The organism is Zhengella mangrovi (genome assembly GCF_002727065.1).
Classification (GTDB): Bacteria; Pseudomonadota; Alphaproteobacteria; order Rhizobiales; family Rhizobiaceae; genus Zhengella; species Zhengella mangrovi.
In genome coordinates this window covers 65,388-89,812 of record NZ_PDVP01000014.1, presented here as the reverse complement: position 1 = coordinate 89,812, position 24,425 = coordinate 65,388, and the positions used below count along the sequence as shown (strand labels likewise).

The 24,425-nt window shown below is 65.4% G+C and carries 22 protein-coding genes; 17 read left to right on the top strand and 5 right to left on the bottom strand.

The window, feature by feature from the left end; translation table 11 throughout:
• Positions 1-11: 11 nt before the first annotated feature.
• From CSC94_RS18570 to CSC94_RS18530, 9 genes are all read left to right on the top strand, one after another.
• The gene (locus tag CSC94_RS18570; protein ID WP_099307868.1) at positions 12-1,496 is read left to right on the top strand and encodes an aspartate kinase; all 1,485 of its coding nucleotides are present in this window, start codon (positions 12-14) and stop codon (positions 1,494-1,496) included.
• Between the two features lie 244 nt (positions 1,497-1,740).
• Entirely contained in the window at positions 1,741-2,415 is a 675-nt protein-coding gene (locus CSC94_RS18565; protein ID WP_133122927.1) for a hypothetical protein, read from the top strand.
• A gap of 219 nt (positions 2,416-2,634) precedes the next feature.
• Positions 2,635-4,821, top strand: coding sequence for a type II secretion system secretin GspD (gene gspD / locus CSC94_RS18560; protein ID WP_099307866.1), 2,187 nt, complete (start codon positions 2,635-2,637; stop codon positions 4,819-4,821).
• A 9-nt stretch (positions 4,822-4,830) separates the two neighbouring features.
• On the top strand, positions 4,831-5,412 hold the full coding sequence (locus CSC94_RS18555; protein ID WP_099307865.1) for a prepilin peptidase: 582 nt from the start codon (positions 4,831-4,833) through the stop codon (positions 5,410-5,412).
• A 176-nt stretch (positions 5,413-5,588) separates the two neighbouring features.
• Entirely contained in the window at positions 5,589-8,240 is a 2,652-nt protein-coding gene (locus tag CSC94_RS18550; RefSeq protein ID WP_165784504.1) for a S8 family serine peptidase, read from the top strand.
• A gap of 155 nt (positions 8,241-8,395) precedes the next feature.
• A complete protein-coding gene (locus tag CSC94_RS18545) occupies positions 8,396-8,794 on the top strand; it encodes a hypothetical protein (protein WP_099307863.1) in 399 nt (132 codons plus the stop codon).
• 63 nt (positions 8,795-8,857) lie between these two features.
• On the top strand, positions 8,858-9,772 hold the full coding sequence (locus tag CSC94_RS18540) for a type II secretion system protein GspK (protein ID WP_099307862.1): 915 nt from the start codon (positions 8,858-8,860) through the stop codon (positions 9,770-9,772).
• Positions 9,773-9,955: 183 nt separating this feature from the next.
• A complete protein-coding gene (locus CSC94_RS18535) occupies positions 9,956-10,729 on the top strand; it encodes an ABC transporter permease (protein WP_165784503.1) in 774 nt (257 codons plus the stop codon).
• Positions 10,730-10,735: 6 nt separating this feature from the next.
• Positions 10,736-11,524: an ABC transporter ATP-binding protein gene (locus tag CSC94_RS18530; protein WP_099307860.1), complete on the top strand. Its 789-nt coding sequence runs from the start codon at positions 10,736-10,738 to the stop codon at positions 11,522-11,524.
• On the opposite strand, the gene CSC94_RS18525 is transcribed toward CSC94_RS18530, so the two are convergent.
• The 5 genes from CSC94_RS18525 to CSC94_RS18505 all read right to left on the bottom strand — a co-directional run bounded on the left by CSC94_RS18525 (position 11,499) and on the right by CSC94_RS18505 (position 16,203).
• The gene (locus CSC94_RS18525; protein ID WP_099307859.1) at positions 11,499-12,503 is read right to left on the bottom strand and encodes a rhamnan synthesis F family protein; all 1,005 of its coding nucleotides are present in this window, start codon (positions 12,501-12,503) and stop codon (positions 11,499-11,501) included. The genes CSC94_RS18530 and CSC94_RS18525 overlap by 26 nt on opposite strands.
• A gap of 64 nt (positions 12,504-12,567) precedes the next feature.
• The gene (locus tag CSC94_RS18520; protein WP_099307858.1) at positions 12,568-12,996 is read right to left on the bottom strand and encodes a hypothetical protein; all 429 of its coding nucleotides are present in this window, start codon (positions 12,994-12,996) and stop codon (positions 12,568-12,570) included.
• A gap of 61 nt (positions 12,997-13,057) precedes the next feature.
• Positions 13,058-13,660, bottom strand: a complete 603-nt coding sequence (gene gspM / locus CSC94_RS18515; protein ID WP_099307857.1) for a type II secretion system protein GspM — start codon at positions 13,658-13,660, stop codon at positions 13,058-13,060.
• Position 13,661: 1 nt separating this feature from the next.
• Complete coding sequence (locus CSC94_RS18510) at positions 13,662-14,675, bottom strand: PilN domain-containing protein (protein ID WP_099307856.1); 1,014 nt, start codon at positions 14,673-14,675, stop codon at positions 13,662-13,664.
• 205 nt (positions 14,676-14,880) lie between these two features.
• Complete coding sequence (locus tag CSC94_RS18505) at positions 14,881-16,203, bottom strand: class I SAM-dependent methyltransferase (RefSeq protein WP_099307855.1); 1,323 nt, start codon at positions 16,201-16,203, stop codon at positions 14,881-14,883.
• Positions 16,204-16,450: 247 nt separating this feature from the next.
• On the opposite strand from CSC94_RS18505, the gene CSC94_RS18500 reads away from it, so the two are divergent.
• The 8 genes from CSC94_RS18500 (at position 16,451) to CSC94_RS18465 (ending at position 24,398) form a co-directional block, all read left to right on the top strand.
• Positions 16,451-18,175 carry a GspE/PulE family protein gene (locus CSC94_RS18500; RefSeq protein WP_165784502.1) on the top strand — a complete coding sequence of 575 codons (1,725 nt, stop codon included), beginning with the start codon at positions 16,451-16,453 and terminating at the stop codon, positions 18,173-18,175.
• A 17-nt stretch (positions 18,176-18,192) separates the two neighbouring features.
• Positions 18,193-19,407 carry a type II secretion system F family protein gene (locus CSC94_RS18495; protein ID WP_099307853.1) on the top strand — a complete coding sequence of 405 codons (1,215 nt, stop codon included), beginning with the start codon at positions 18,193-18,195 and terminating at the stop codon, positions 19,405-19,407.
• A gap of 62 nt (positions 19,408-19,469) precedes the next feature.
• Entirely contained in the window at positions 19,470-19,904 is a 435-nt protein-coding gene (gene gspG, locus CSC94_RS18490; protein ID WP_099307852.1) for a type II secretion system major pseudopilin GspG, read from the top strand.
• A gap of 1 nt (position 19,905) precedes the next feature.
• The gene (locus CSC94_RS18485; RefSeq protein ID WP_099307851.1) at positions 19,906-20,391 is read left to right on the top strand and encodes a prepilin-type N-terminal cleavage/methylation domain-containing protein; all 486 of its coding nucleotides are present in this window, start codon (positions 19,906-19,908) and stop codon (positions 20,389-20,391) included.
• Between the two features lies 1 nt (position 20,392).
• Entirely contained in the window at positions 20,393-20,803 is a 411-nt protein-coding gene (locus CSC94_RS18480) for a PulJ/GspJ family protein (RefSeq protein ID WP_099307850.1), read from the top strand.
• Entirely contained in the window at positions 20,800-21,480 is a 681-nt protein-coding gene (locus CSC94_RS18475; protein ID WP_099307849.1) for a PulJ/GspJ family protein, read from the top strand. Before CSC94_RS18480 ends, CSC94_RS18475 begins: the two co-directional genes overlap by 4 nt.
• Before the next feature lie 176 nt (positions 21,481-21,656).
• On the top strand, positions 21,657-22,664 hold the full coding sequence (locus CSC94_RS18470; RefSeq protein WP_099307848.1) for a glycosyltransferase: 1,008 nt from the start codon (positions 21,657-21,659) through the stop codon (positions 22,662-22,664).
• A 219-nt stretch (positions 22,665-22,883) separates the two neighbouring features.
• Positions 22,884-24,398, top strand: coding sequence for an HWE histidine kinase domain-containing protein (locus CSC94_RS18465; RefSeq protein ID WP_114647867.1), 1,515 nt, complete (start codon positions 22,884-22,886; stop codon positions 24,396-24,398).
• The last annotated feature ends 27 nt before the right edge of the window (positions 24,399-24,425 follow it).

Sequence of the window (24,425 nt, the reverse complement as noted above, 5' to 3'; positions counted from 1 at the left end):
GTAACGACACGATGACCAAGGCCGAGAAAGCCAGTCAGGCAGGAAATGACCGGCGCACGCCCGAACGGGGCGTACACACGGTCGAGAAGATCGGCGGCACGTCGATGAGCCGTCTCCGCGAGTTGATCGGCACGATCCTCGTCGGGGACAGGACCGAAGCCGGCCTCTACAACCGTGTGTTCGTGGTTTCCGCTTTCGGCGGCATCACCGACAAGTTGCTGGAGCACAAGAGATCGGGCGAATTGGGTGTCTATGCGCTGTTTGCCAGCGCCGACAACCATCACGGCTGGATGGATGCCCTGTCCGGCACCTCGCGCGCCATGCTCGACATCAACGCCGACCTGTTCGACCATGCGGCCGACCGCCAGGCGGCGGACGAGTTTGTTCGCGAACGCATCGAGGGCGCGCGCGGCTGCCTGATCGATCTGCAGCGCCTGTGCTCCTATGGTCATTTCCAGTTGTCGGAACACATGCAGACCACCCGCGAACTGCTGGCCGCGCTCGGCGAGGCGCATTCGGCCAACAACCTGGCCATTCTCCTGCGCCGGCATGGCGTCAATGCCAGGCTTGTCGACCTGACCGGCTGGCGGGACGAGACCCAGCCCGACCTGCACGAACGGATCGCCACCGCCTTTGCCGATATCGACCTTGCGTGCGAGCTCCCGATCGTCACCGGCTACGCCCAGTGCCGCGAGGGCCTGATGAGCGAGTTCGACCGCGGCTATTCGGAGGTGACCTTCGCCACCATCGCCGCCCAGACGGCGGCCCGCGAGGCAATCATCCACAAGGAATTCCACCTCTCCAGCGCCGACCCGAAGCTCGTCGGTGCCGGCAAGGTCCGCAAGATCGGGCGCACGAACTACGACGTCGCCGACCAGCTGTCCAACATGGGCATGGAGGCCATCCATCCCAAGGCCGCCAAGACACTGCGCCAGGCCGGCGTTCCGCTTCGCGTGGCCAATGCGTTCGAACCGGAAGATCCGGGCACGCTCATCGACGCGGACCTCGCCGGCGAGCCGGGCGTACAGATGATCACCGGCCTGACCGTCACTTCTATCGAGCTGTTCGAGCAGGACATGGTCGGCGTCAAGGGTTACGACGCGGCCATCCTCGAGGTCCTGACGCGCCACCGCGTGCGCATTGTCTCCAAGACCTCCAACGCCAATTCCATCGTACACCACGTCGAGGCGACGCTGAAGGGGGTGCGGCGTGTCGAGCGTGACCTGCGCGAACGCTATCCCTCTGCCCGCATCACCGCGCGCCGTGCCGCCATCGTCTCGGCCATCGGCCGCGACCTGACGGGACAGGACGTGATGTTGCGCGGACTGGCAGCCCTGCGCGAAGCCGGCATCACACCCATCGCCGCGCAGGAGACGGGCCGTGGCGTCGACGTCCAGTTCCTGCTCGCCGAGGACGACAAGGAAGCAGCCGCGAAGGTCCTGCACGGCGCCCTTGTCGAAACCGGGCAGGAAAGCCCGCTTCAGGCCGCGGCCTGACCGGAACCGCGGGGGAGCGCGATGATCCGCGCTCCCGGCTTTTCCACGAGCCGGTCGGCGTTTGCGCGACCGCCTCCAGAGCATCGCAAGGCCGATTGCCCGTCCCGTCTGGCGGTCGTGGCCGTTCTCCTGTAGGCTGAAGCACATTCGAATAAGCCCCGAGATGATGTTTTCAGTCATGGAGCGCGTGATGACGTCGACAAGTTTCTTGATGACCGCACAACTTCGAAACAGGATTGCGGCCGTGGCCCTTGTGGCCGCATCCTCCCTTCTGGCTGCCGGCGGACAGGCCGTCCGGGCCGACGTGATCATCTCCGGCGGAGCCGATGGAAAGGACCTGACGGTCGAGGTCACGAACGACTCCCGCAAGGCCGTCGCCGACAAGCTGGCGGAGCACTTCGGCCTCAAGGTGACGGGCGAGATCAAGGATGCGGATGCCATCACGGCGCGGGTGCGCGGCGACCTGAAATCCGTCCTGAGCCGCCTGTTCGGAGAACGCAATGTCATGCTCGTCTATGGCGCGGACGGCCCCGAGGAACTGATGATCATCAACGGGTCGCCAAGCGGTGGACAAAAGTCCGCGGGCACACAGGTGGCCGCCGATGACAGGGCCGCTTCCAGGCCCGTACAACTCGCCCAGGCGCTCGAGACGGGCAAGTCGGTCGAGGCGGCAAAGCCGGAAAAGCCGGCGAAGCCGGCTGAACGGCAGGTCGCCGTTTCCGGCTTCAACGTCGGCCAGATGCGCCCCCTGCTTCCGGGCATGAACGTTAACAATGCCGACAAGGACGCCGCGACGCCGCCCCCGGCAGCGCAATCCGGGTCCGACATGGCCGCCCTGACCAGGCAGTCGGAGGAATCGTTGAAATCGCTGGTCCAGGCCCTGAAGGCCCTGTGCCCGCCCGGCCAGACATGCGGCTGAACGGCGGCCGGACCGGCAGGACGCACAGGTGCGAAAGGCGGCGCAAGGAGTGCTGACGCCGCCGTCGCGGCGTCTGTCCGCCCGCAATGATTGTCGCATAAGGAACACGCCAGCCTGGAAACGACGCTGAATCCCCGCCAGTGTTAGCCAAGAAATCAGGAATGTCTTGGCATCGGTGGCGCGAAGTGCGATTGAGATGACGTCTGTGGGGAGAGTGGTATGGTCGTGCGTAAGACTGGGGTTCGGGGTGTCCGTGCGGCCGCTGTAGCGGGCGCCTGCGGGCTGCTCGCCGCAATCGCAGGATGCACGAACAGCAAGTTCGGCAATGACAACGTCGTCTTCGGCATCGACACGTCGGACTACGTCCGCAACGTCGACCTGTCGCCGCGTGCGCCACGTGGAAACGGCCAGTCCCCCGATCTCCTGAGCCGCCAGCAGCAGGGTGGCCAGGGCCGCAACCTCGTCTTTGCCGGCGGCAATCCGTCGAGCGCGTCTCCCGACCGGCCTCTGTTCGCGCCCTCCACCGATGGCAAGGCCTACGACCTGAACCTCGAGGACGTGGATATCGCCACGGCGGCGCGCATCATCTTCGGCGACATCATGAAGACCGGCTACAGCGTCTCCCCGGCCGTGAAGGGAACGGTGTCGCTGTCGACGGGACGACCGATTCCGGTCGACCACCTGGTGGCCTATTTCGAGAGCGCGCTGTCCTTCTCCAACGCGGCCATCACCAAGGACGCGCTCGGCTACAAGATCGTTCCGCTCTCCACGGCGACCCTCTCGGCCTCGGTCGATTCGGGCGGTCGCCGCAGCGTTTCGCCGGGCTACGGCGTGTCGGTCGTGCCGCTCTACCATGTGTCGGCGGATTCAATCATTCCCCTGATCGACAATTTCATCACCCGCCAGGGCCTGGTGAAGGTCGACAAGGACCGCAATGCGCTGATGTTCCAGGGAACCTCGGCCGAGCGCCGCGCCGCCATCGAGGCCGTCCTCTCCTTCGACCAGGAATGGCTGAGCTCGCAGGCCGTCGGCATCTACCGGGTCCAGACCACCAATCCGCAGATCATGATCCGGGAGGTCGAGGAGATCCTTCACTCCAAGGAGGGTGGACGCGCGGCGGGCCTGGTCCAGATGGTCCCCGTCGAGCGCCTGAACGGCGTCCTCGTCGTGGCGAAGTCCAATTCCATGCTCCGGCAGACCTTTTCCTGGCTCGAGCGGATGGACCGCAACGACCTCAACAGTGTCGGCATCCGGGTCTACCAGGTCCAGTACGCCGATGCGGCCCAGCTCGCCAGCACGCTCAACGCCATGTTCCTCGGCGGGGCGCCGGCGGCGGTCGACGCCACGGCGCAAAGCCAGTTCCCGCCGGATTCCGCCACGGGCCAGGGCGTGACGAACGGCGCCACAGAGCAGGCCAAGGCGGCGCCGGTGGTGGCCACCTCCAGTGGCAACGCCCTTCTGGAAAACGTCCGCATCAGCGCCGACCCGACCAACAACACGATCCTGATCTACGCCAACAACGAGAAGTACAAGATCATCGAGCGCGCCATCGCGTCGCTGGACCGCCGGCCCCTGCAGGTCGCCATCGAGACCACGATCGCCGAGATCACGCTCAACAACAACCTGAGCCACGGCGTGCAGTTCTTCCTCAAGTCCAAGGACTTCGGCCTCAGGGACGATTCCGGGTCGATCGGCCTGATCGGCGCAGGGACGAACGCGGTGCTTGACCGCGTCATTCCCGGCTTCAACCTCCTGCTCGGCCCCGAGACCGAACCGCGCGTGGTGATCGACGCCCTGCGCAACCTCACCGAGGTCAACGTGCTGTCGCAGCCATCGGTCGTGGTCCGGGACAATTCCCAGGCCGTGCTCCAGATCGGCGACGAGGTTCCGATCACCACCCGCACGTCGAAGAGCAACGACGACCTTTCCGCGCCGATCGTCAACAGCATCTCCTTCCGCGACACCGGCGTCATTCTCAAGGTCAAGCCGCGCATCAGTTCCAACGGCGTGATCAGCCTCGACATCAAGCAGGAGATCAGCTCCGTGGTCGACAACGCCGCGGCCAACACGCTGACGCCCACCATCTCGCAGCGCAAGGTCGAAAGCGCGCTCTCCGTCGTCTCCGGCCAGACGGTCCTCCTCGGCGGCCTCATCAGCCAGCGGACGACGGCGGGATCGTCAGGACTGCCGGTGCTTGGCGACATCAATCGCTGGGGCGATCTCTTCGGCGCCAAGAGCCGCAAGGCCGACCGCACCGAACTGATCCTGCTGATCCGGCCGCGCATCATCGCCAACGAGGTCGATGCCTCCTCCGTGGCCTCGGAAATGCGCTCGCGGCTGCAGCTCCTCAACGTCAACCGCCCGCCGACGGCCATGCGCGTTCCCGCCAAGTCCTTCATCAAGTAACCGCGGCCGGTGGCGGGGAACGCATCCACGTCCTGGCCGGGCCCTGCGGCCTGGCTGTCGGCCGCCGCCGGGTTCGCGATCTCCCTGCTTGTCCTGCCGCTGCTTCCGGCACTCGCTCATGGCCTCATGCTGCCGGTCGCCCTCGCCGTAGCCCGCAGCGACTTCCGCCGCTACCGCATCGACCACGCCGCCCTGGCGTGGATGGTCGGGCTCGGCTTCGGATTCGCAGCCGCCGTCGCCCTGACCGGCGATGGCTCCGCAACCGCACGGTCCGTTGCCATGCACCTGGCCCTGGCGGCGGGTCGTGGCGCGCTTCTTTTTGCCTTGTTCTGGGCGGTCAATCGCGTCTACCGGGCCTGGCGCGGCATCACCGGGATCGCGCCGGGCGACCTCGTCCTGTTCGCGGCAGCCGGCGTCTGGCTGCCGCTCGACGCCTTTCCCGTCTTCCTGCTTGTCGCCAGCATCGGAGCGCTCACGGCCACCATCTTGAGGAATCGCCGGCGCGGGCGGGCGCTCCTTGCAAGGACCTATGTGCCCTTCGGCGGGTTCCTGTCGGTTTCTCTGTGGCTTACGGTTCTTGCGGCGTATTAGGACGGGCCGCGGAAAAAGCTTTGGATGAAATTTCCACGAATTTTATTTTGTTGAAAAGCGATGCTTTTTCTATAGCCTAGATGGTGTTTTCACAGGGGCAAAAAGAAACAACCAGCTTGGTAGAGGTGGAGGGTTGTCGCATGAGAATCTTTAGGCAGGCGCTCAGAAGTAGCGCCTTGAACTTGATCGCGGTGGCCGGCATCACGCTGGCGACCATGGGCGGCGGAACAGTTCCGTCATTGGCCCAGCAGAGCGTCAGCCTCCCGCTGGCAGCCCCGACACTCGACAAGATCGTCGATGCGAACAGCCTGGCCAAGATGATGGCCGACAATCCCGCCGGCCGCTATCGCGTCATCATCCAGTATGAGAACTCCGACCTCGGCGCCCCGGATGCCGCCGGGTCCAAGGACGACGACGCCCAGTATATCGCCCGCAACCACGCCCTTCAGGACCTGGTCCTTTCCGACGTGTTCGGATCGTCCGACGGCGTTCTCAACGGTCCGCTGTCCGATGTCTATGGCACGGAGCGGATGAACTACAGCCAGATGCTCGTCATGAACCTGACGGCGGAGGAAATCGACCGTATCGCGGCCAGCGGCCGCGTGACGCACATCCAGCCGGACGTGGCTTCGCCGCCCGTGATGGACGAAAGCACCGTGCACATCAACATGCCGGCCGTCTGGGCGGCAGGCGGCACCGGCACCGGCCGGACGGTCGCCATCATGGACACCGGCGTGAAGAAGGCCCATGAGTTCATCACGCCGGGCCGCGTGGTTGCGGAAGCCTGCTTCAACACGACTGTTCCAGCCCAGAGCGCGACGACACGCTGTCCGGGCGGATTGGAAGAATCCACGGCCTCCGGTTCCGCCGCGGACTGCGCCTCGACGACGGCATTCGGATGCAGCCACGGCACGCATGTTACTGGCACCGCGGCCGGCAACAACACCAACCGCCAGAGCGGGGAACCGCTGCATGGCATGGCCTACCAGGCCAATATCATCGGGATCAACGTTTTCAGCCTGTTCAGCAGCACGTCCTCGTGCGGATCAGCGTCGAGAACCCCTTGCGTCCTCGCCTTCACGTCCGACATGATTGCTGCGCTTGAACATGTCTATTCCCTGCGCAGCACCTACAATATCGACGCCGTCAACATGAGTATCGGCGGCGGTGCTTTCTCGAGCGCCTGTGACAACGACTCGCGTCAGCCCATCATCACGAACCTGCGCAATGCTGGCATTGCCTCGACCATTTCGGCTGGCAACGACGGCCTCGACAACCAGGTCGGCGCCCCGGGATGTATCTCCAGCGCCATCACCGTGGCCTCGTCGCTGGACACGTCGGACTCGCGGTCGAGCTTCTCCAACTGGGGCAGCCTGATCGACGTCGTGGCCCCGGGCTCCAACATCCTGTCGTCGGTCTATGGTCCGTCTGTCAGCTCGACCTCGACCTATGAGAACTACAACGGCACGTCCATGGCCGCGCCGCACGTTGCCGGCGCCTTCGCCGCGCTGCGCTCGCTGTTCCCGACGAAGACCGTGACCGAGATCGAGAACGCGCTGGAATCCACTGGTGTCCCGATCACCTCGGCCGGCACGACCAAGCCGCGCATCGACATGCTGGCAGCCTGTAATGCCCTTGGCGCAGGCACCTGCGCCGGCGGCAGCTCCGGCCCGACGAACGACAACTTCGCCAACGCCATCGTTGCCAGCCTGCCCTATGCAGTGACAGGCCATACGAATGTCGGCGCGACCAGCGAGACCGGCGAGCCGGCACTCAGCGCACCGAACAACTCGGTGTGGTACAAGGTCACGATCCCGAGCTCGACCACCCTGCATGTCGATACCAACGGCTCGGCTCTCGACACTTTCATCGGCCTGTTCTCGGGATCGTCGGTCAGTTCCCTGACCACGCTTGCGACCAACGATGACGGCGGCACCAACCTGGCGTCCCTGATCGAGATGGCCGTGAATGCCGGGACCTATTACATTGCGGTGGACGGCTTCAGCGGCAACACCGGCACGTTCAACCTGAACATCTCGACGACCGGCGGATCTTCGGGCGGCGCGGTCGTCGCGTCCGTCCTGCCGACGGCCCGGGCGACGCAGACCGGAACGGCCGTGACGGCCTTCGCCACCATCATCAACCCCAACGCCACCGCGGCGACCGGCTGCAGCATCGCCCTGCCGTCCGCCATCGCCGGAACCACCTTCCTCTACCAGACGACCAACGCGTCCAACGTGCCCATCGGCACCGCGAACACGCCGGTCAACATCGCCGCCGGCGGATCGCAGGGCTTCTACTTCGCCCTGTCGCCGACCGCAGCCGCGTCGAGCAACATCCCGCTCGTCTTCGACTGCACCAACACCTCGCCCGCCGGCACGATCTTCGGGGTGAACACCTTCCAGTACACCGCCTCGACCACGCCGATCGCGGACCTGGTGGCCATCGCCGCGACAGTCGGCAACACCGGCTACATCTCGATCCCGGGCACGACCGGCCAGTCGGCCGCCTCCGTCGCCGCGATCAACATCGGTGCGTCGCAGACCGTCACGGCCAGCGTGACCGAGCAGGCCATCGGCGGAACCGACCCGAACATGCCGGCCACGCTGACGATCTGCCGGGCCAATTCGAGCGGCGTCTGCCAGACCACGTTTGCGGCCAGCACATCGTTCACGGCGACGGCCGGGCAGACCTACTACTTCGTGGTCCTCGCCCAGGGGTCGGGCACGGTGGCCGACAACCCGGCCACCAACCGAGCGCATATCTACTTCCGCAATGCGAGTTCGCAGGTGGTCGGAGCGACCAGCGTGGCCGTCCGCACCCAGTGACGCGGACGCGCGACGTGGCCTGGAGCAATTCCAGCGAAAGTGGACACCGGTTTCGCGTTCGGAATTGCGACAAAGTCGCCAACTAGAATTGAAGATGGCCGGGCACTGTCCTGGCCATCTTCGCTTTCACGGGATGAATCGGAGAAAGGAACCGCATGTCCAAGTTTGCATTTCTTGCCGTGGTCGCCGCCGTGGCCATCCCGGCGATCCATTCCGGCACGGACACCCGGTCCGGGGGCCATGCCGCGGCCGCCATCCAGGCGCCCACGCTGGCCATGGGCAGCATGAAGCCCGCCGAGAAGTCGGTCCGCAGATCCTCCGAACGCAAGGGAGGCGCCATGAAACGCTACATCGTCACCCACAATTGCCCGGACCGCAGCGCCGAGGACATCGCCCGCTCGATGGAGGGGACGTCCTATTCCATCGTCAAGAAGATGCAATACACGCCGCAGTTCGTCATCGAGGCATCCGACCGCGCGGTTGCCGCGCTCAGGAAGAACCGCTGCATCAAGTCCATCCAGCGGGACGGCCTGAACGCGCCGGCCGGCGGCTGACAGGTGTTCCGGCCCTGGCCCGGGCCCGGGCGGCGGGGACCTGACCGCCGCAGGCGATCTCGGATGAACAAGCCGACGGGAAAGACCGTCGGGAGAACGCGCGGTTTCATCCTCTTCACCGTGCTCGGCACGCTGTCGCTGCTGACCGCGATCATGGTCTCCACCCGGCTCAACACGGCCTCCATCGTCAGTGAAACGCGAATGCTGACGGCACGCCACGGCCTGCCGTCCCTCGCGATGAGCGGGTTCGAGACCGCCGCTGCCGAGATCATGGCGAGGACGGATCCCGCGGCCCAGGTGTCCGGCAGCTTTGCCGACCGGCAGGCCGGCGATACGATCACCGGCCGCTTCGTCAACAATGCCGGCCGTGTGGACCTGAACGCGGCGCCGCCGGAATTGCTCCAGGCGGCCCTGGCGGCGGCCGGTGTTCCCGTGAACGACGTCGTCACCCTTTCAGGCCGGATCATTGACTGGCGCGACGACGACGGGCAGCGGCTGACCGACGGGGCAAGCGAATCCATCGATTACGGATCGAACCGCAATACCGGTCCGAGGAACAAGCCGTTCCAGTCCGTGCTCGAACTGGCGCAGGTCCCGGGATTCGATGCCGGGCTGGTCCGGCAGATGATGACACGTGTCACGGTCGGTTCCGGCATACCGACGGTCCATCCCGACCTCCTGTCCCCGGATCTCCTGCTCAACGTGCCGGGCATCCTCCCCACCACGAGGTCGAGGCTCCAGGCGCTCGTCGCGGTCGAGGGAAAATCCACCGACAGCGTGGCGGATATCGCCGGCAGCGATCCCGTGCTCGGCAATCTCGTCTCCACGGCCCAGTCGCGCGGCTGGCACGTCACCGAGACGATTTCCACCAGCGCCGGCATCGTGGAGATTTACGAGGGCGATATCGCCCTGCTCGCCAACGATCCGCGTCCCTTCCGCATCCTGTCCTTTTCCGGCCCGCTCGACCGCATCGACTGAACCGGGTCCGGCCGGCCGCAACGGCGCGGCGGGCAAGAATCACCGTCCGGCCGATTGGCATCCGGTTTACGCGGGCCGGACCAGCCGCTATGTAGCCTTGAAACGGCACGCCGGGCCGGCATCATGGTCCGCATCATCACAAGTGGCATTTCGTTGAGTCTGTTACCAAGCATCCAGGTTTCCATGCGCGACATTCGCGGGGCGCTCGACAAGGCCGAGTTCGCCCTGCTGCTCGGCTGGAACGACATCGCGAAGCGTTATCGCCGGTCCTTCTTCGGCGGTTTCTGGCTCACCATCAGCATGGCGATCCTCATCGGGACGCTCGGGCTGATCTTCGGTGCCCTTTTCGGCCTCCCGCTGGCCGAATACCTTCCCCATGTCAGCGTCGGCCTGATCTTCTGGGCCTTCATGTCAGGGGCGATCACCGAGGGCTGCTCGGCCTTCATCCAGTCGCAGAACATCATCCTGCAGATCAGGCTTCCCTTTTTCCTGCACGTCATCCGGGTTTTCTTCCGCAACCTGGTGACGCTCGGGCACAACATCCTGATCTACCCGCTGGTCATGCTGATCGTCGCCAAGGGGCCCGGCATCACGGTCCTGCTGGCCATTCCGGGCTTCATCCTGATGGCGCTGAACCTGTTGTGGATCATGACGGTGCTGTCGGTGCTCTGTGCCCGCTACCGCGATCTCATCCAGATCGTCCAGAACCTGCTGCAGGTTCTCTTTTACGCCACGCCGATCATGTGGCTGCCGGAAACCCTGGCCGGCAAGCCGATCATCGAGGTGCTCAAGTTCAACCCCTTCTACCATCTCCTCGCCATCGTCCGCGACCCGCTGACGGGTTCTCCCCCCGAAACCGTCAGCTGGACGGTCTGCATCGCCGGCGCCATCGCCGGATGGCTGATCGCCCTGCTGGTCCTCGGGCGGTCGAGGCGGCACATCCCATTCTGGCTGTAGCATCCCATGGCATCCATCAAGCTGGACAACGTGACGATCGACTACCCGGTCTTTGACGGCAAGAGCCGGTCGCTGAAACGCGAGGTGATGAACATCGCCACCGGCGGCGTCATCAGCAGCCTGGCCGACGGTGTCGTCACCGTTCGCGGCCTCGATTCGATCTCGCTGGAAATCCATGACGGCGAACGCGTCGGCCTGATCGGCCACAATGGCGCCGGCAAGACCACCATGCTGCGGCTGCTGTCCGGCATTTACGAGCCGACCTCCGGCACGTGCCACATCGAAGGCGAGAGCTTCCCGCTGATCGACATGGCGCTGGGCATCGACCCCGATGCGACGGGCCGCGAGAACATCCGCCTGCGCTGTGCCATGATGGGCATCACCGGCGCCCGCTTCCGCGACTACTATGCCCGGATCGCCGAGTTCAGCGAACTGGGTGACTTCCTGGAAATCCCCTACCGCACCTATTCCACCGGCATGCAGACGCGGCTGGCCTTCTCCATCTCGACCATTCTCAAGCCGGATATCCTGATCATGGACGAATGGCTGTCGACGGGCGACGAGCATTTCCGCGACAAGGCCAACAGGCGGCTGGCCGAGATGGTGGACGAGACCAACATCCTCGTGCTCGCCAGCCACTCGCGCGACCTGATCGCCGTCAACTGCTCGCGGGTGATCTGGCTGGAACACGGCAAGGTAATCATGGACGGACCGTCAGCCGACGTTCTGGCCGCCTATTTCGATCCGCCGCACCGTCCGCCCGAACCCGCTACAGCGAATGCAGGTGACGGCTGATCAGGTCGGAATCGTAGTCCGTGCACTCGTCGACCACGTCCTTCCAGCGCCAGACGAAGGGGATGCTGAGCGGGTTTTTCTGGATCAGTTCGCGCTTCAGGAAGAGGCAGCCGCGTTCCCTGATCACCCTTTCCCAGAACGAATGGGATGGATTGAGCGGGATACCCAGCACGATCTTGTCTTCCATGTCCTGGAGCCAGCGCACCTGCAGCGGTGAAAACTTGTCGACGGTCTTGGCCGACAGAAAGCTGCGCAGCGGCGTCACGTGGTCGGCAGCCACTTCCCAGTAGGGGCATTGCACCTTGATGCGCAGCTTGTCGCGCGCAAGGCGTTGGGCCAGCCGGATTTCACCGCGCTTGATGACGAAATGCTTGTTGTTGAGATTGGGAAACCGCTTCCAGAATTTCTTGAACGCCTTCGACCGCAACGCCCTGGGGAAGAAGAGCATGAAATAGCTCTGGACGTGGTAGTTGAACTCCCAGCTGTCCGTGATGCCCCAGACGTCGAGGGTCTCGGGGTCGAGGCCGGCCAGTTCGTCCTTGAGCGAGAAAAGCGGTCCGTAGACGCTGTCATTCGCCAGGATCAGCGCCTCGCACTGGTCGAGATTCGGGATCTGGCGGATCCCGTCGCGGTAGGCCGCGAAATCGTAGCCGGAATTGTAGCGGTGGACGATCAGCCGGCAGAGCGGCTTCAGCAGCGCCACACTTTCATCCGGCATTTCCGGCGAATTGGTCACGAACGTGATCTCGAACCCGCAATCGCGCAGGTCGTCGAGATACTTGATTACGTAGTCGTGGATCACGCCCTCGGTGTCGAAATGAACGAAGACGGCATGTTTCTTCGCCGGAGTCGAAAAACGGTCGCCTTGCCACCGTTTGCGGATGTTGGGCAGCTTGGCGCGCAGGTGGCTGATCGCCAGCGACGAATACCAGTTCGCCTTGTTGTACAACGCGCGAATACGCCGACTGATGGCACCCATCCCCAACTCCACACACCGGTACGGACCGGTATACCCGATTGCTCAGCGGCAATACTGTTTCATGTCAGTCTTTACTATCGCGCGGAAAGCCGAGTGCAAACGTTTTCTCGTCCTTCGCCAGCAGGGCATCGCGATTTCCGATTTCGACAAGCGACCAGCCGTCGCGGCTCTCGCCGACGGCAAGCCGAAACGTCTCGTTGCTGAGCGTGTCGAGCACGACGACCATGTCGTTACCCTCGCCGCGCACGATACCAAGCAGTTTCCAGCTGTCCGGCTGCGGTGCCACGACCACCGGCGCGCTCGAGGGTGGGGCTTCGGGTGGCGCGACAACCGGTGGCGGCGGCGGAAGTGGCGGCCGGCGGTCCGGGTCGAACAGTGGCCGTTCCTCGACCGGCGCGCCCAGCGCGTCGACCAGGGCATTGAGCGGTCCGAAGTCGAAGGCACTCGCCGGCGCCGGCAGCAGGTTGGCAAGCAACGCCAGCACAGCCGTCATTCCCGCGCCGCGCCGGCGCCGGCAGGCTTCGGGGCGGCCACGCCGCCTGGGAAACGGGTGCCTATCGCGCATCGTTGCCCACCAGCCAGTAGCCCGACACGGCAAGCGTCGCGGAAAGCCTGCGCCAGTCATCCGCGTAGACGACATCCGCCAGGTCGGCACCGCGCCGGCCCGCCCCGCGGATTTCCAGCCGGTCGATTTTCAGGGCCGGATAGGCGCTTTCGGCCATGGTGAGAATGCGGCTGGTGTCGCCTTCCGGGAATTCGAACTCGGCGGTGACCTGGACGCGCCCGATCGACTCCGGCAGGTCCGGGTCCAGGTCGCGGGCCTGTACTTCCACGGTTTTCGGAGCGATGCCGATGGCCTGCAATTCCCGCACCAGGTGATCCTGCAATTGCGCCGCCGCGGCCGAACCGTTCTCCGCCTGCAGGAACGGATCTTGCGCGACCGTGCCGGCCGGATCGTCCGCCGATTGCTCGCGGCGTTTCACCACCTCTTCCATGCGTGCCAGCAGGGCGCGCTTGCGCGCCAGTTCATCGAGGTCGCGGCCGGTCTCCATGGCCAGCGACAGGACCGACCAAAGCGCCGCGGCAACCAGCAGCAAGAAAGCCGCGAGACTTGCAATCCGCGTCGAGGACGCCTGTCCTGTCATCCTCCGCGCCATGTCAGCCCTTTACCTCCGCCAGCAGCAACTGCTCCAGCGCACCGGCCGCATCCGCGCCGGAAGCGATCTCGGCGCTGATCTGGAGCCGGACAGAGTTGCTGTCCTCCTCCCGGACCGTCGGCCCGGAGAAGGCGGCATTGCGGAACACCGGGCTTTCCGCGAGCAGGCGAAGCACCATCGCCGCATCGTCGGCGATCGCGGTGAAACCGAGGACATCGCCCTCGATCGTCAGCGACTCCAGGTGAACGCTGTCCGGCAGCAGGTGCGCGAGCGCGGCGACGACCGCCAGCCGCGACGGGCGGCGGTTGAGCGCATCGCTCAACTGGCGGGACGGAGCATCGGCCGCGGCCTCGCCGCTCGACTGCCGCTCCAGCCTGGCGCGCAACGCGCCCTGCGCCCGGTTGATGGCCGACAGGTCCCGGTTCACGAAATAGGACTGGACCGGACCGGCGATCAGCGGGCCGACGGTCAGGAGCAGCAAAAGCACGAGCAGCGCCTTGATTGCCGTTACCTTCCCGGCCCTCTCCCGCCGGCCGCCGGCCGCAGGCTGGCGGAAATCGATACGGTCTCCCGCCGGCGTCCGGACGCAATAGGTCACCGGCACGCCCTTGCCCCGGAACGGAATGGACGGCACATCCGCCTTGCCGATGATGGCGATGGTCACCAGGCCGCCGGCCTCGTCGCGCGGTCGCAACGCATGGCCATAGATGACGTCCGATACCTTCCACGGGCTTACCTGCGGCAGCTTGCTGCTGACGATGCCGTCGACGTGGTCCTCGGCACCCGGCGGGATCGGGAGATCGACGAACACGACACGTTCGGCGTCGAGTTCGCAGCGCACCGTCCGCCTCGGCCGGACCTCCAGGGGAAGTGCAACCGCATTTCCATCCTTGTCCACGAAGCCGTCGCCGGACGCGGTGATCACCATGCTGGACGCCTGGCCCGAGAACGCCTCCGCCAGCGTTTGGGCCCAGCGGTCCAGCAGGATGAGCGGTGTCCGAATCGCCGGGGTCAAGCTGCGCCTTTCCGTGTCCGAGCCTCGACCGGAGTGAAGCAACTGCGGCCGGGTTTCAACACTGCCAAGCCCGGAGCCGAATGGCTAGAGCAATTCCAGCGAAAGTGGACACCGGTTTCGTGCCCGGAATTCCTTGAAAACAAGGAGATAGAACAATGGAGCGGTTCAGCGGGCACCGGAAATGCTTGAAGGCCGCGGCCCATGATCAGAGCGAACTGGCGTCGCCAACCTCACCGGCTCGCGAAAGCGCGCACCGCGCCAGGTAGAGCGACGAGTAGCAGGCCAGGACCTCGGTTTCACCGTCTCCATAGCCGCCTGCCTTGTAATAGGCCATCTGCCCCTCGGCCACCCGGACGGCGGCCCAGAAATAGTCGAAGGCCGCTTCCTCGCCGATGGTGTTCATTTTCAGCACGCCGATGAAATAGAACAGGTTGCAGATATGGAAGGGCGCATTGGCCCGCCAGTCGGATACCTTTTCGCCTTTGCGCATGCGCTCGGTTTCAATGTGGTAGCGCGCAGCGAACAGCGCCGGGTTGCCGATATCGATGTCGAAACGCGCCAGGTATTCCTTCCTGAGCCCGCCGAGCGCCTCCCTGGCGCGATCGTAGAAGCCGAAATTGACCAGCGCCTTGAAATGCCGGTAGGCGAAACCGGACCAGAGCGAGTCGTCCCCCGAAACCGTTGCCATGCGATCGCCGGTGTAGGTCGCGAAGGCTTCGCCATCGATCTCCAGGTCCGGCGAGATCTCGCGTCCGTCCACGGTCGCGACCACCAGCAGCGACGTCGGCTCGTCGCGGACCGCGGCGTAGCCGAACCCGGCCTTGAGGAATTCGTTCTTCAGCGCTTCGGCGGAGAACAGGATGGCGTGGAAGCCGGGCGAAAGCACCGGCAGCAGCATCTGCGACTCCCGCTCCGCCAGGGCCGCCACGTTCGGCGTCGACATCACGACGATGCCCTGCGGCGTCAGGTTGTCCTTGATCATCTTGAGGAAGGGCTGCGGCTCGACGATATGCTCGATCACCTCCATGGCGACGATCATATCCTGCAGGCCGAAGACGCTGGCGCTCTCGCTGGTCAGGTAGTCGGGCACGATGTCGATGCCGAGCGCGTCACGGCCGGCCTTTGCCTGCGGGGCCGGGTCGATGCCGCGGGCGTTCATGTCGAAGGTGCGGGCAGCGAAATCGACCCCGAAGCCGAAACCGCAGCCGATTTCCAGGTAATTCCTGGCGCCCGTCTTGTGGGCCAGGGTCGCCGGGCGGGACAGGATGTCCATGCCGGCACCCTGCTCGACGTAGAAGCGCACGGCCTCCTTGGTGATCTCGTAGTTCTGGTAGTCGGGGTAGCGGAACTCGTGCACGTAGCCGCTGCCGCACCCGGTGCAGCGCAGCAGGTGAAGCGGACCCTCCGGCGAGGTGGCGACGGACATGTCGAGCACGTGCGGCTGGTCGCCGCTCGTACCGCAGACCGGGCATTTCGAGTTCATCACCTGGTCGCTCGGCATCCAGCGAATTGGCCCGGTCGAAGTCATGTCTATTCCACCTCTTTTCCCTGCAGTGCGATGAAGCCCGACGATGACACTCGCCCAGAACAGTGTACCGGCCCGATCGGATTGCACTATGTTTGCCGGAACACCGGAAGATGAATATTCTTGGCTTTGGGCGTTTGCAATGGCAATACTCGGCTTCGTGACTGCCCCGACCGCCCGATGAACCTGTTTCGGCCGCCGTCAGGGCCGCAATGCCGCGTGGTGTGTTTCACACAGGAAGTCGATGCAGATGGGTCCCGCAAACACGTTGCAGCATTTCCTGCACAGCCTGGTCGAGCGGGACCTCCTGGACCTCGATACCGCCGAAAAGCTGGCCGGGTCGGAAAAGCCCGAGACCGAAGTGCGCTACGTGCACCTGAAACGGCTGGTCGAGACCGGCACCATCTCGGCGCCTGACCTGGCAAGGTTCCTGGGTGAACAGTTCGGCCTGCCCGTGGAGACCGACATCACCCCGGCATCGTTCCGGCCGGAACCGGACGCGCTGGCCGGAACCTTCATGCTGGAAAACCGGCTCGTCGCCGGCCACAAGCTGCCCCTGGCGCCGGAAGCGGATCCGGAGAACCCGCCCTTCACCCTCCTGACAAGCAATCCCTTCGGCACGGCGGCCATCCGTTCTGCGATCAAGGCGATCGGGCGCCAGACCATCGTCGCCCTGGCGCCGCTGGACGACCTCGACATTCTTCTCGAAGCCCAGCGTTACGGCCCCTCGGACTCCGCGGCGAGCGCCGCTGAATCGGCGCGGCGCAACCGTCCCGCGCTGGAAATGCTGCTCGATCTGGCAAGCGGCACGCCCGTGGTCGCCATTGTCAACGAACTGCTGGAACAGGCCATCGACCTGCGCGCCACCGACATTCACCTCGAGCCCAACGGCGAGGGCCTGGGCGTGCGCTACCGTGTCGACGGCGTGCTCCGCAAGATGCCGGACCGGCCCGCCGAATTTGCCAACGCGATCGTCTCGCGCATCAAGGTGCTTGCCAAGCTCGATATCGCCGAGAAGCGCAAGCCGCAGGACGGCGCGGTTCGGCTCGACATCCATCGCAGCGATATCGACCTGCGCATTTCGACCCTCCCGACCAGCGATGGCGAAAGCGTCGTCATCCGCCTGCTCGACCGCAGCGCGCGCCTGTCCACCCTCGACCGGATGGGCATGAGCCCGGACGACCTTGCCCGGGTCCGGCAACTGCTCGACCATCCCTACGGCATGATCGCGGTGACCGGGCCGACCGGCAGCGGCAAGACCACGACGCTGGCCACCGCGCTGTCGCAACTCAACGATGTCGGCAAGAAGATCGTCACCATCGAGGATCCGATCGAGTACCGCCTGAAGAACGTGGTGCAGGCCCAGGTCCATCCCGAGATCGGCCTGACCTTCGCCGCCGCGATCCGGTCCTTCCTCCGCCAGGATCCCGACATCATCATGGTCGGCGAGATCCGCGATACCGAGACCGCGAAGGCTGCGGTCCAGGCATCGCAGACCGGCCACCTCCTGCTGACGACGCTGCACGCCAACACGGCCGTGTCCGGCCTCACCCGCCTGCAGGACCTCGGCGTCGAGAACTACATGATCGCCAGCAACCTGCGCGGCATCATCGCGCAGCGCCTGGTGCGCGTGCTCTGCCCGGCCTGCAAGAAGGAGCAGGCCATCTCCGCGGCGGACCTTGCCGGCGACGCCCGCTACCGGGTTTTCGGCTTCGTCGAGGGCGAGCGCGTGTTCCGGGCCCATGGCTGCAGCCGCTGCGCCGGCACGGGATACAAGGGACGGACACCGGTCTTCGAGGTGTTCATGATCACCGACGAGATCGCCCAGGCGATCGGCAACCGGGCATCGCAACTCGATCTGCGCGACCTGGCGATGGCGGCCGGCATGACCACCATTCCCCAGGACGCACGGCGCCGCTGCGCGGAAGGCATCACCTCTCCCGAGGAGATCTTCCGCGTTGCCGCCTACCTGTAGCGTGAACCGGCACTGCCATGGCCGACTATGATTTCGAAGCCATTGCCGCCGACGGCGCCCTGCAGAAGGGCCGCATCACCGCGACCGATTCCCATGCCGCGGTCCGGGAAATAGAAGCCCGCGACCTCATCGTCGTCCGCGTTGCGCCGGCGGCCGAACAGGTACGGCGATTCGGCCGGTCGGGCCTGTTCTCGCGCTCGGTCAGCCAGGCGGACATCACCATCCTGCTCTCCGATCTCGCCGCGCTGGTCCAGTCGCGGCTGCGCATCGACGAGGCCCTGAAACTGATGCTGCAGGAGGTGGAATTCGGCAACTCCCGCCAGTTGCTGACCGACATCCACCGCCGGCTGGAAAACGGCGAAAGCCTGTCGCAGGCCATGCAGGCACAGGGCAATCTGTTCGAGCAGGTCGAGATCGAGATGATCCGCCTCGCCGAAAGCACGGGCGACCTCGGCGTCACGCTCGGCCAGATCGCCGAGGACCGGGAACTGCGCGCCGGTGTCGTCGCACGGATCTCGGCATCCCTGCGCTACCCGGCCTTTCTGCTCCTGGGCGCCCTGACGATCATGGTCTTCTTCCTGATCTACGTTCTGCCCCAGTTCGAACCCGTGCTGGCCACGCTCAACCGTGGCGACGATTCGCTCGGCTACATCTTCGCCGTGTCGCGGCTGATCCGCGACAACAGCGACCTCATCATGGTCCTGGCGCTTGTCGCCATCCTCGCCGCCTGGATCGCCTCCCGGTCGGCACGCCTGCGCTCCCTGCTGCGCCGCGCGCTGTTCAGGCTGCCCGTGGCCGGGACCATCGCCAAGACCTTCCGCGACGGCCGCATCTGCACCCTCATCGCCCAGACCCAGCGCGCCGGCGTCGACCTGCCCACCGCCCTTTCGGTGATCGGCCTGGCCGTCGACGGCCCGGCGGAGACGAAGATCAGCCGCGACGCGGTGGCCGGATTGCGGCGCGGCATGAAGCTCGCAGACGTTCTCGACGAGAACGCCAACCTGCAGGACCTGGCCCTGCGGATGATCCGCCTGGGCGAGCAGTCGAGCCAGATCGAGGCTCTCGCCGCGCGGGCCGGCATCCTCTACGAAGCCCGCGCGCAGCGCCACCTCCAGCGGGTCCTGGCGATCGTCGGCCCGGTGGTCCTCGTCCTCATAAGTACTGTTATTGGCGGTTTGATCGTGGTAATCATGAATGCTCTGTTGTCGATCAACGACATGGTCGGCTTGTGAACCCAGGGCAGGATGGAAACGCCCCGGAAGGGGCGGGCAGGAAGATGACCAGGGCGGAAAAAATGACACGAGCAGACATCCGCAAACCGGGCACGGCCAGGCCTGCGGCGGCCCGGCGGAAGCAGACGCGCGGCTTCACCCTCGTCGAAATGCTGGTGGTGCTGACCATCATCGGCCTGATCGCCGGCCTCGTCGGTCCGCGCGTGCTGGCCTATGTCGGCGATGCGCGCCAGAAGAGCGCCGAACTCCAGATCAACGCGCTGACCAGCGCACTGGACCTGTTCTACATCGACGCCGGCCGTTATCCGACCAAGTCGGAAGGCCTGCAGGCATTGGTGACCAAGCCGACAAGCGTCCAGAACTGGAACGGCCCCTACCTGCGCGACGGCAAGGTCCCGCTCGATCCGTGGGGATCGGAATACACCTACAATCTGTCCGGGCCGAACGGACCGCTCCAGGTGACGTCGCCGGGATTGGCCAGCACGCTGGGCCAGTAGGATGCCGGCGCGCCACGCCCGCCGTCGCGGCGTGCGCGGGTTCACCATGCTCGAAACCGTCGCTGTCATGGCCATCATCGCCATGCTCGCAAGCCTGACGCTGCCGCGCCTGTTCGGCGGCACCTCGCGGGCGGAATTGCGCGCCGTCGCCACCGCCATGACATCGCTGTTGCGCGAGTCCCGCCTCCTGGCCATCCGCACCGGGCATGAAACGCGGATGACCTTCGATACCGCGCGGCGCACCGCCCGGCTGGCAGGATCGCCCGTCGAGCCGGTCACGGTTCCGGGGGACGTCGCCATCAGCCACGAGATATCGACCCGCTGTCGCCAGAACGGCGCCGTGATCGAGGTTGTCTTCCTGCCCGACGGCCGCTCCTGTGGCTCGCAGATCACTCTGTCGATCGAGGGCCTGCGCGCGGTCATCCGCACCAACTGGCTGGTCGGCACCTCCAGTCTCGATGTCGCCGGCACGGCGAAGGAGTACTGACATGACGCCCGGCAGGCGCGGCGGCACGCGTGGCTTCACCCTGCTGGAAGTGCTCGTGGCGCTGGCCGTGATGGGCGTCGTCCTTGGCGCGCTGGCGCGGATCGGCGGCGTTTCCGCACGCTCCGGCAAGGTCGTCGTCGACAATGTCGAAACCGTTCTGGCCGAAGAGCAACTGGCCCTGGGCGTGATCGGGCAGATCCGGCGCGGCCAGATACCGGACATGCCCGATCCGCTGGTCATGCGGATGGAGCGCTCCGCCGGCTTCTCCGACCGCCAGCGCCAGGAACTGGCCACCAGGGGCGTCGAACTGGTCAATGTGGCGCTGGTCTCGACCCGGACGGGGCGCACGGCATGGCAGGGCCAGCTCCTGCTGCCGGCCCGGCTCCTGGCCGAGGATGGTGGCGGGCAATGAAGCGCCGCGATGCGCCACGCGCCGGCGGGTCCCGGGGCTTTTCCCTGATCGAGATCATCGCGGTCGTCGTGATCTCGGCCTTCGTGCTGCAAGGCCTTGCACAGATCACCGGTACGATGCTGCGCAACTGGGGGCAGTTCAACCGGAACATCGGCGACTTTGCCGCAGCAGTCGGGACGGCGGAAACTTTTTCCCGTGAAATCAACGGGATGATACCGATCACGATCGCCAGCGACACCGGGCCCAAGGTCTTCTTCAGCGGTGATGCGGCCCGCATGGTCTTTGCCAGGCCGGCCATCGGCTTCGACAACGCGGCGGACCTCAACGAGGTGACCTATGCCCTCGAACCCAGGGGCAAGCGCACGGACGTGATCCGTTACAGCGGCCCCCTGGCCGTGACCAAGCCCGTCCCGGGCAGCGCCGGCACGGTCCGCACCCTGCTGGCCGAGATCGAAGGGCAGGTCTGGTTCGAATATTCGCCCGATGGGATCGCCTTCAAGGACCGGTGGCAGGACAGGGCTGCCCTGCCGGCAGCGGTTCGCATCGCCTTTTCGCTGCCGGGCCTGCCGGAACGTGTGTTCCGCAAGACGGCCATGCCGATGGCCGACGCCGTGACAGCGTGCCTGTCGGACTCCGGCGAGGCCGATTGCGCCGCCTACCTCGCCGCCAATCCCTGATCGCCGCCGCCAGATCTGTGGACCGCGCCGCCCGACCGGGCGTTGCAGGGTCGACTCTCATAATATTAGCAATTTATATTATGCGAATTGTCATTCACCGGAATAAAACGAATAATGTGGAGTTTGAACGTCGGTGGGCAGATGCCAATAACGGCACGCTGGCAACAGGGCAGGCTATGAACTTCGTGTCTGGCTTCAGGGCAGGCTTGGGGACCGGGGATTTCGACCCGGTCTATGAAACGTCGGATGAGACGTCCAATCCGCTTGGGCGGGTTGCGGTGCTTCTGGCGACCCACAACGGCGAACGTTACCTGGCCGAACAGTTGCGCTCCATCGAAGACCAGACATGGAGCCGGATCGACATCCTTGTATCCGACGACGCGTCGTCCGACAGCACATTGGGCCAGCTCGAAGACCACATGGCACGCTGGCCGAAGGGACGCTTCTCCGTTGTCGAGGGTCCGAACCGGGGGTTCTCCGAAAACTTTCGCTCGCTCATTCTCCGTCACGAACCGCAACGCGCTGATTACGTTGCGTTTTGCGACCAGGACGACATCTGGAACGCCGACAAGCTGGAAAACGCCATTGCCTGGCTGTCGAGCCAGCCGGCAAACACGCCGGCGCTCTATTGCGGCCGGACGCTGAACTTCCGCTCGGGACGGGAAAGCTTCTCGCCGCTGTTCCGCAAGCCGCCCTGCTTCCAGAATGCGCTGGTGCAGTCCATCGCCGGCGGCAACACGATGGTGATGAACCGTTGCGCCTTCGCCATCCTGCGCAAGGCCGCCAGGCGGGGACCTTTCGTGAGCCATGACTGGTTCAGCTACATGCTGATCACCGGGGCCGGCGGCCGTGTGTTCTACAATCCTGTTCCCGATATTCGCTACCGGCAGCACGAAGGCAATCTCGTCGGCGAGAACAACAGCTGGGGCGCCCGCGTCCTGCGCATGCGCTATTTCCTGCAGGGCCGTTTCCGCGACTGGACCGATCGCAACCTGGCCAACCTCGAGGCCTGCGAGGACCTGTTGAACGACGAATCCCGACGCACGCTGGCACTGTTCCGCGAAGCGCGCACCGCGCGGCTTCACCGCCGCATGGCACTGCTGTTCGGCTCCGGCGTGTTTCGCCAGACCTTCAAGGGCCAACTGGGGCTGTTTGTCCTCGGTGGCCTGTTCCGGCTGATCTGAAGCCGCCGGGCTGCCCTGCCCCCTTGGCGATGCCGAAGGCATCCCGTCTTGTCCGGGCGCAAATCGCGCACCGTTCTGAACGATCCTGCCCGCTTGCCTGCGAAAGAAACTGCGATACAACTAATGCTGTAAACAGGAAGAACCGGGGGCCTGCCGCGAGTGCTGAAACGTCAGAGACCCGACAAGACGCCGTTGAGCTTTCTGGCCGGGAGTGGCGAGATGGCGACACGCATCCGCGAGTTCGCCTGGGCCGACCACCCGTTTGGTCCTCCCGAAACCTGGCCGCTGTCACTGCGTTCGGCGCTCGGCATCTGCCTGAATTCCGCGTTCCCGACTGCGATCTACTGGGGTCCGGACCTCCGCCTCCTGTACAACGACGCCTGGTCGACCATTCCGGGCCCGCGTCATCCCGCCTGCCTCGGCGAGCCGGCCAGGGAGGTCTGGGCCGATATCTGGCACGTCATCGAGCCGCAGTTCATCCACGTGATCGAGACTGGCGAAGGCCTGTTCGTCGACGATCAGCTGCTGCCGATGCGCCGCTTCGGCCTGGTCGAGGAAACCTACTGGTCCTACAGCTTCACCCCGATCCGGGGCGAGGACGGCTCGATCGAGGGCATCTTCAACTCGGGCCAGGAAACGACCGCCAAGGTGCTGACCCGGCGGGAAACGGCCTTTCTCCTGAAACTGAACGACGGGCTTCGCGCGGGCACCGATCCCGGCAGCATGATGGACCTGATCTGCGGGATGCTCGGAACGCACCTCCAGGCCGCGCGGGTGGGAATCCGCGAAATCGATCCCCTCACACGGGACCTGGCCATCCGCTCCGAGTGGACGGCCGACGGCGTCGAGCCGGCCGGCAGCATCGTGCCCTGGGCATCCATGGACTCCATTGCGCGCACGCTGGCCAGGGGAAACGTGGTGCGCATCGATTGCACCGAGGGATCGGCCGAGCCCGATGTCCGGATGCTGGCGCAGAAGGGCGCCGCCTCGGTCCTGGCCATACCCGCGCACCGGGCAGGTGAACTGCACTCGGTGATCTTCGTTCACCGCGCCAGCGCGCGGCCGTGGAGCGACGAGGAAGTGGCCACCGTCGAACACGCCTTCGCGGTGGCGAACCAGGCGATCGAGGAGGAAAGGACCGCGCTGCGCGAACAGGCCATGATGCGCGAGATCGACCACCGGGCGCGCAACATGCTCGGCGTTTCGCAGGCGCTCATCCGCCTTGTCCGGGCCGACGACATCGAGAGCTTCCGGGCCTCCGTTCTCGACCGGATCAGTTCGCTGGCCAAGACGCTGGGGCTCCTGTCGGAATCGAAATGGGTCGGCGCAAGGCTGTCGGACCTGCTGGAGGGCGAACTCGCACCCTACCTGTCGGCCAAGGAGCCGCGGGCTTCGCTGCAGGGCCCGCCGGTGATCCTCGATCCCGCCCTGGCCCAGCCCGTTGCCATGGCGATCCACGAACTGGTCACCAATGCGCTGAAATACGGTGCGCTGGCGACCCCGGACGGCAGCCTCTCCGTCTCCTGGACGCTTCGCGACAACACGGTCCTCGACATCGACTGGACGGAAACGTCCACGGCGCCGCGCGCGACGGCCGCAAGCGGCGGATCGGGCTTCGGCACCAAGCTGCTGCAGATGACCATCGAAAGCCAGTTGCGTGGCAAGCTCACGCGACGTCTGGATGACCAGGGCTTCCATTGCCGGATCGAGATCCCGCTGCCTCGCGCCGGCTAGCGGACGCCGGGTGGCCGGACCGGGACC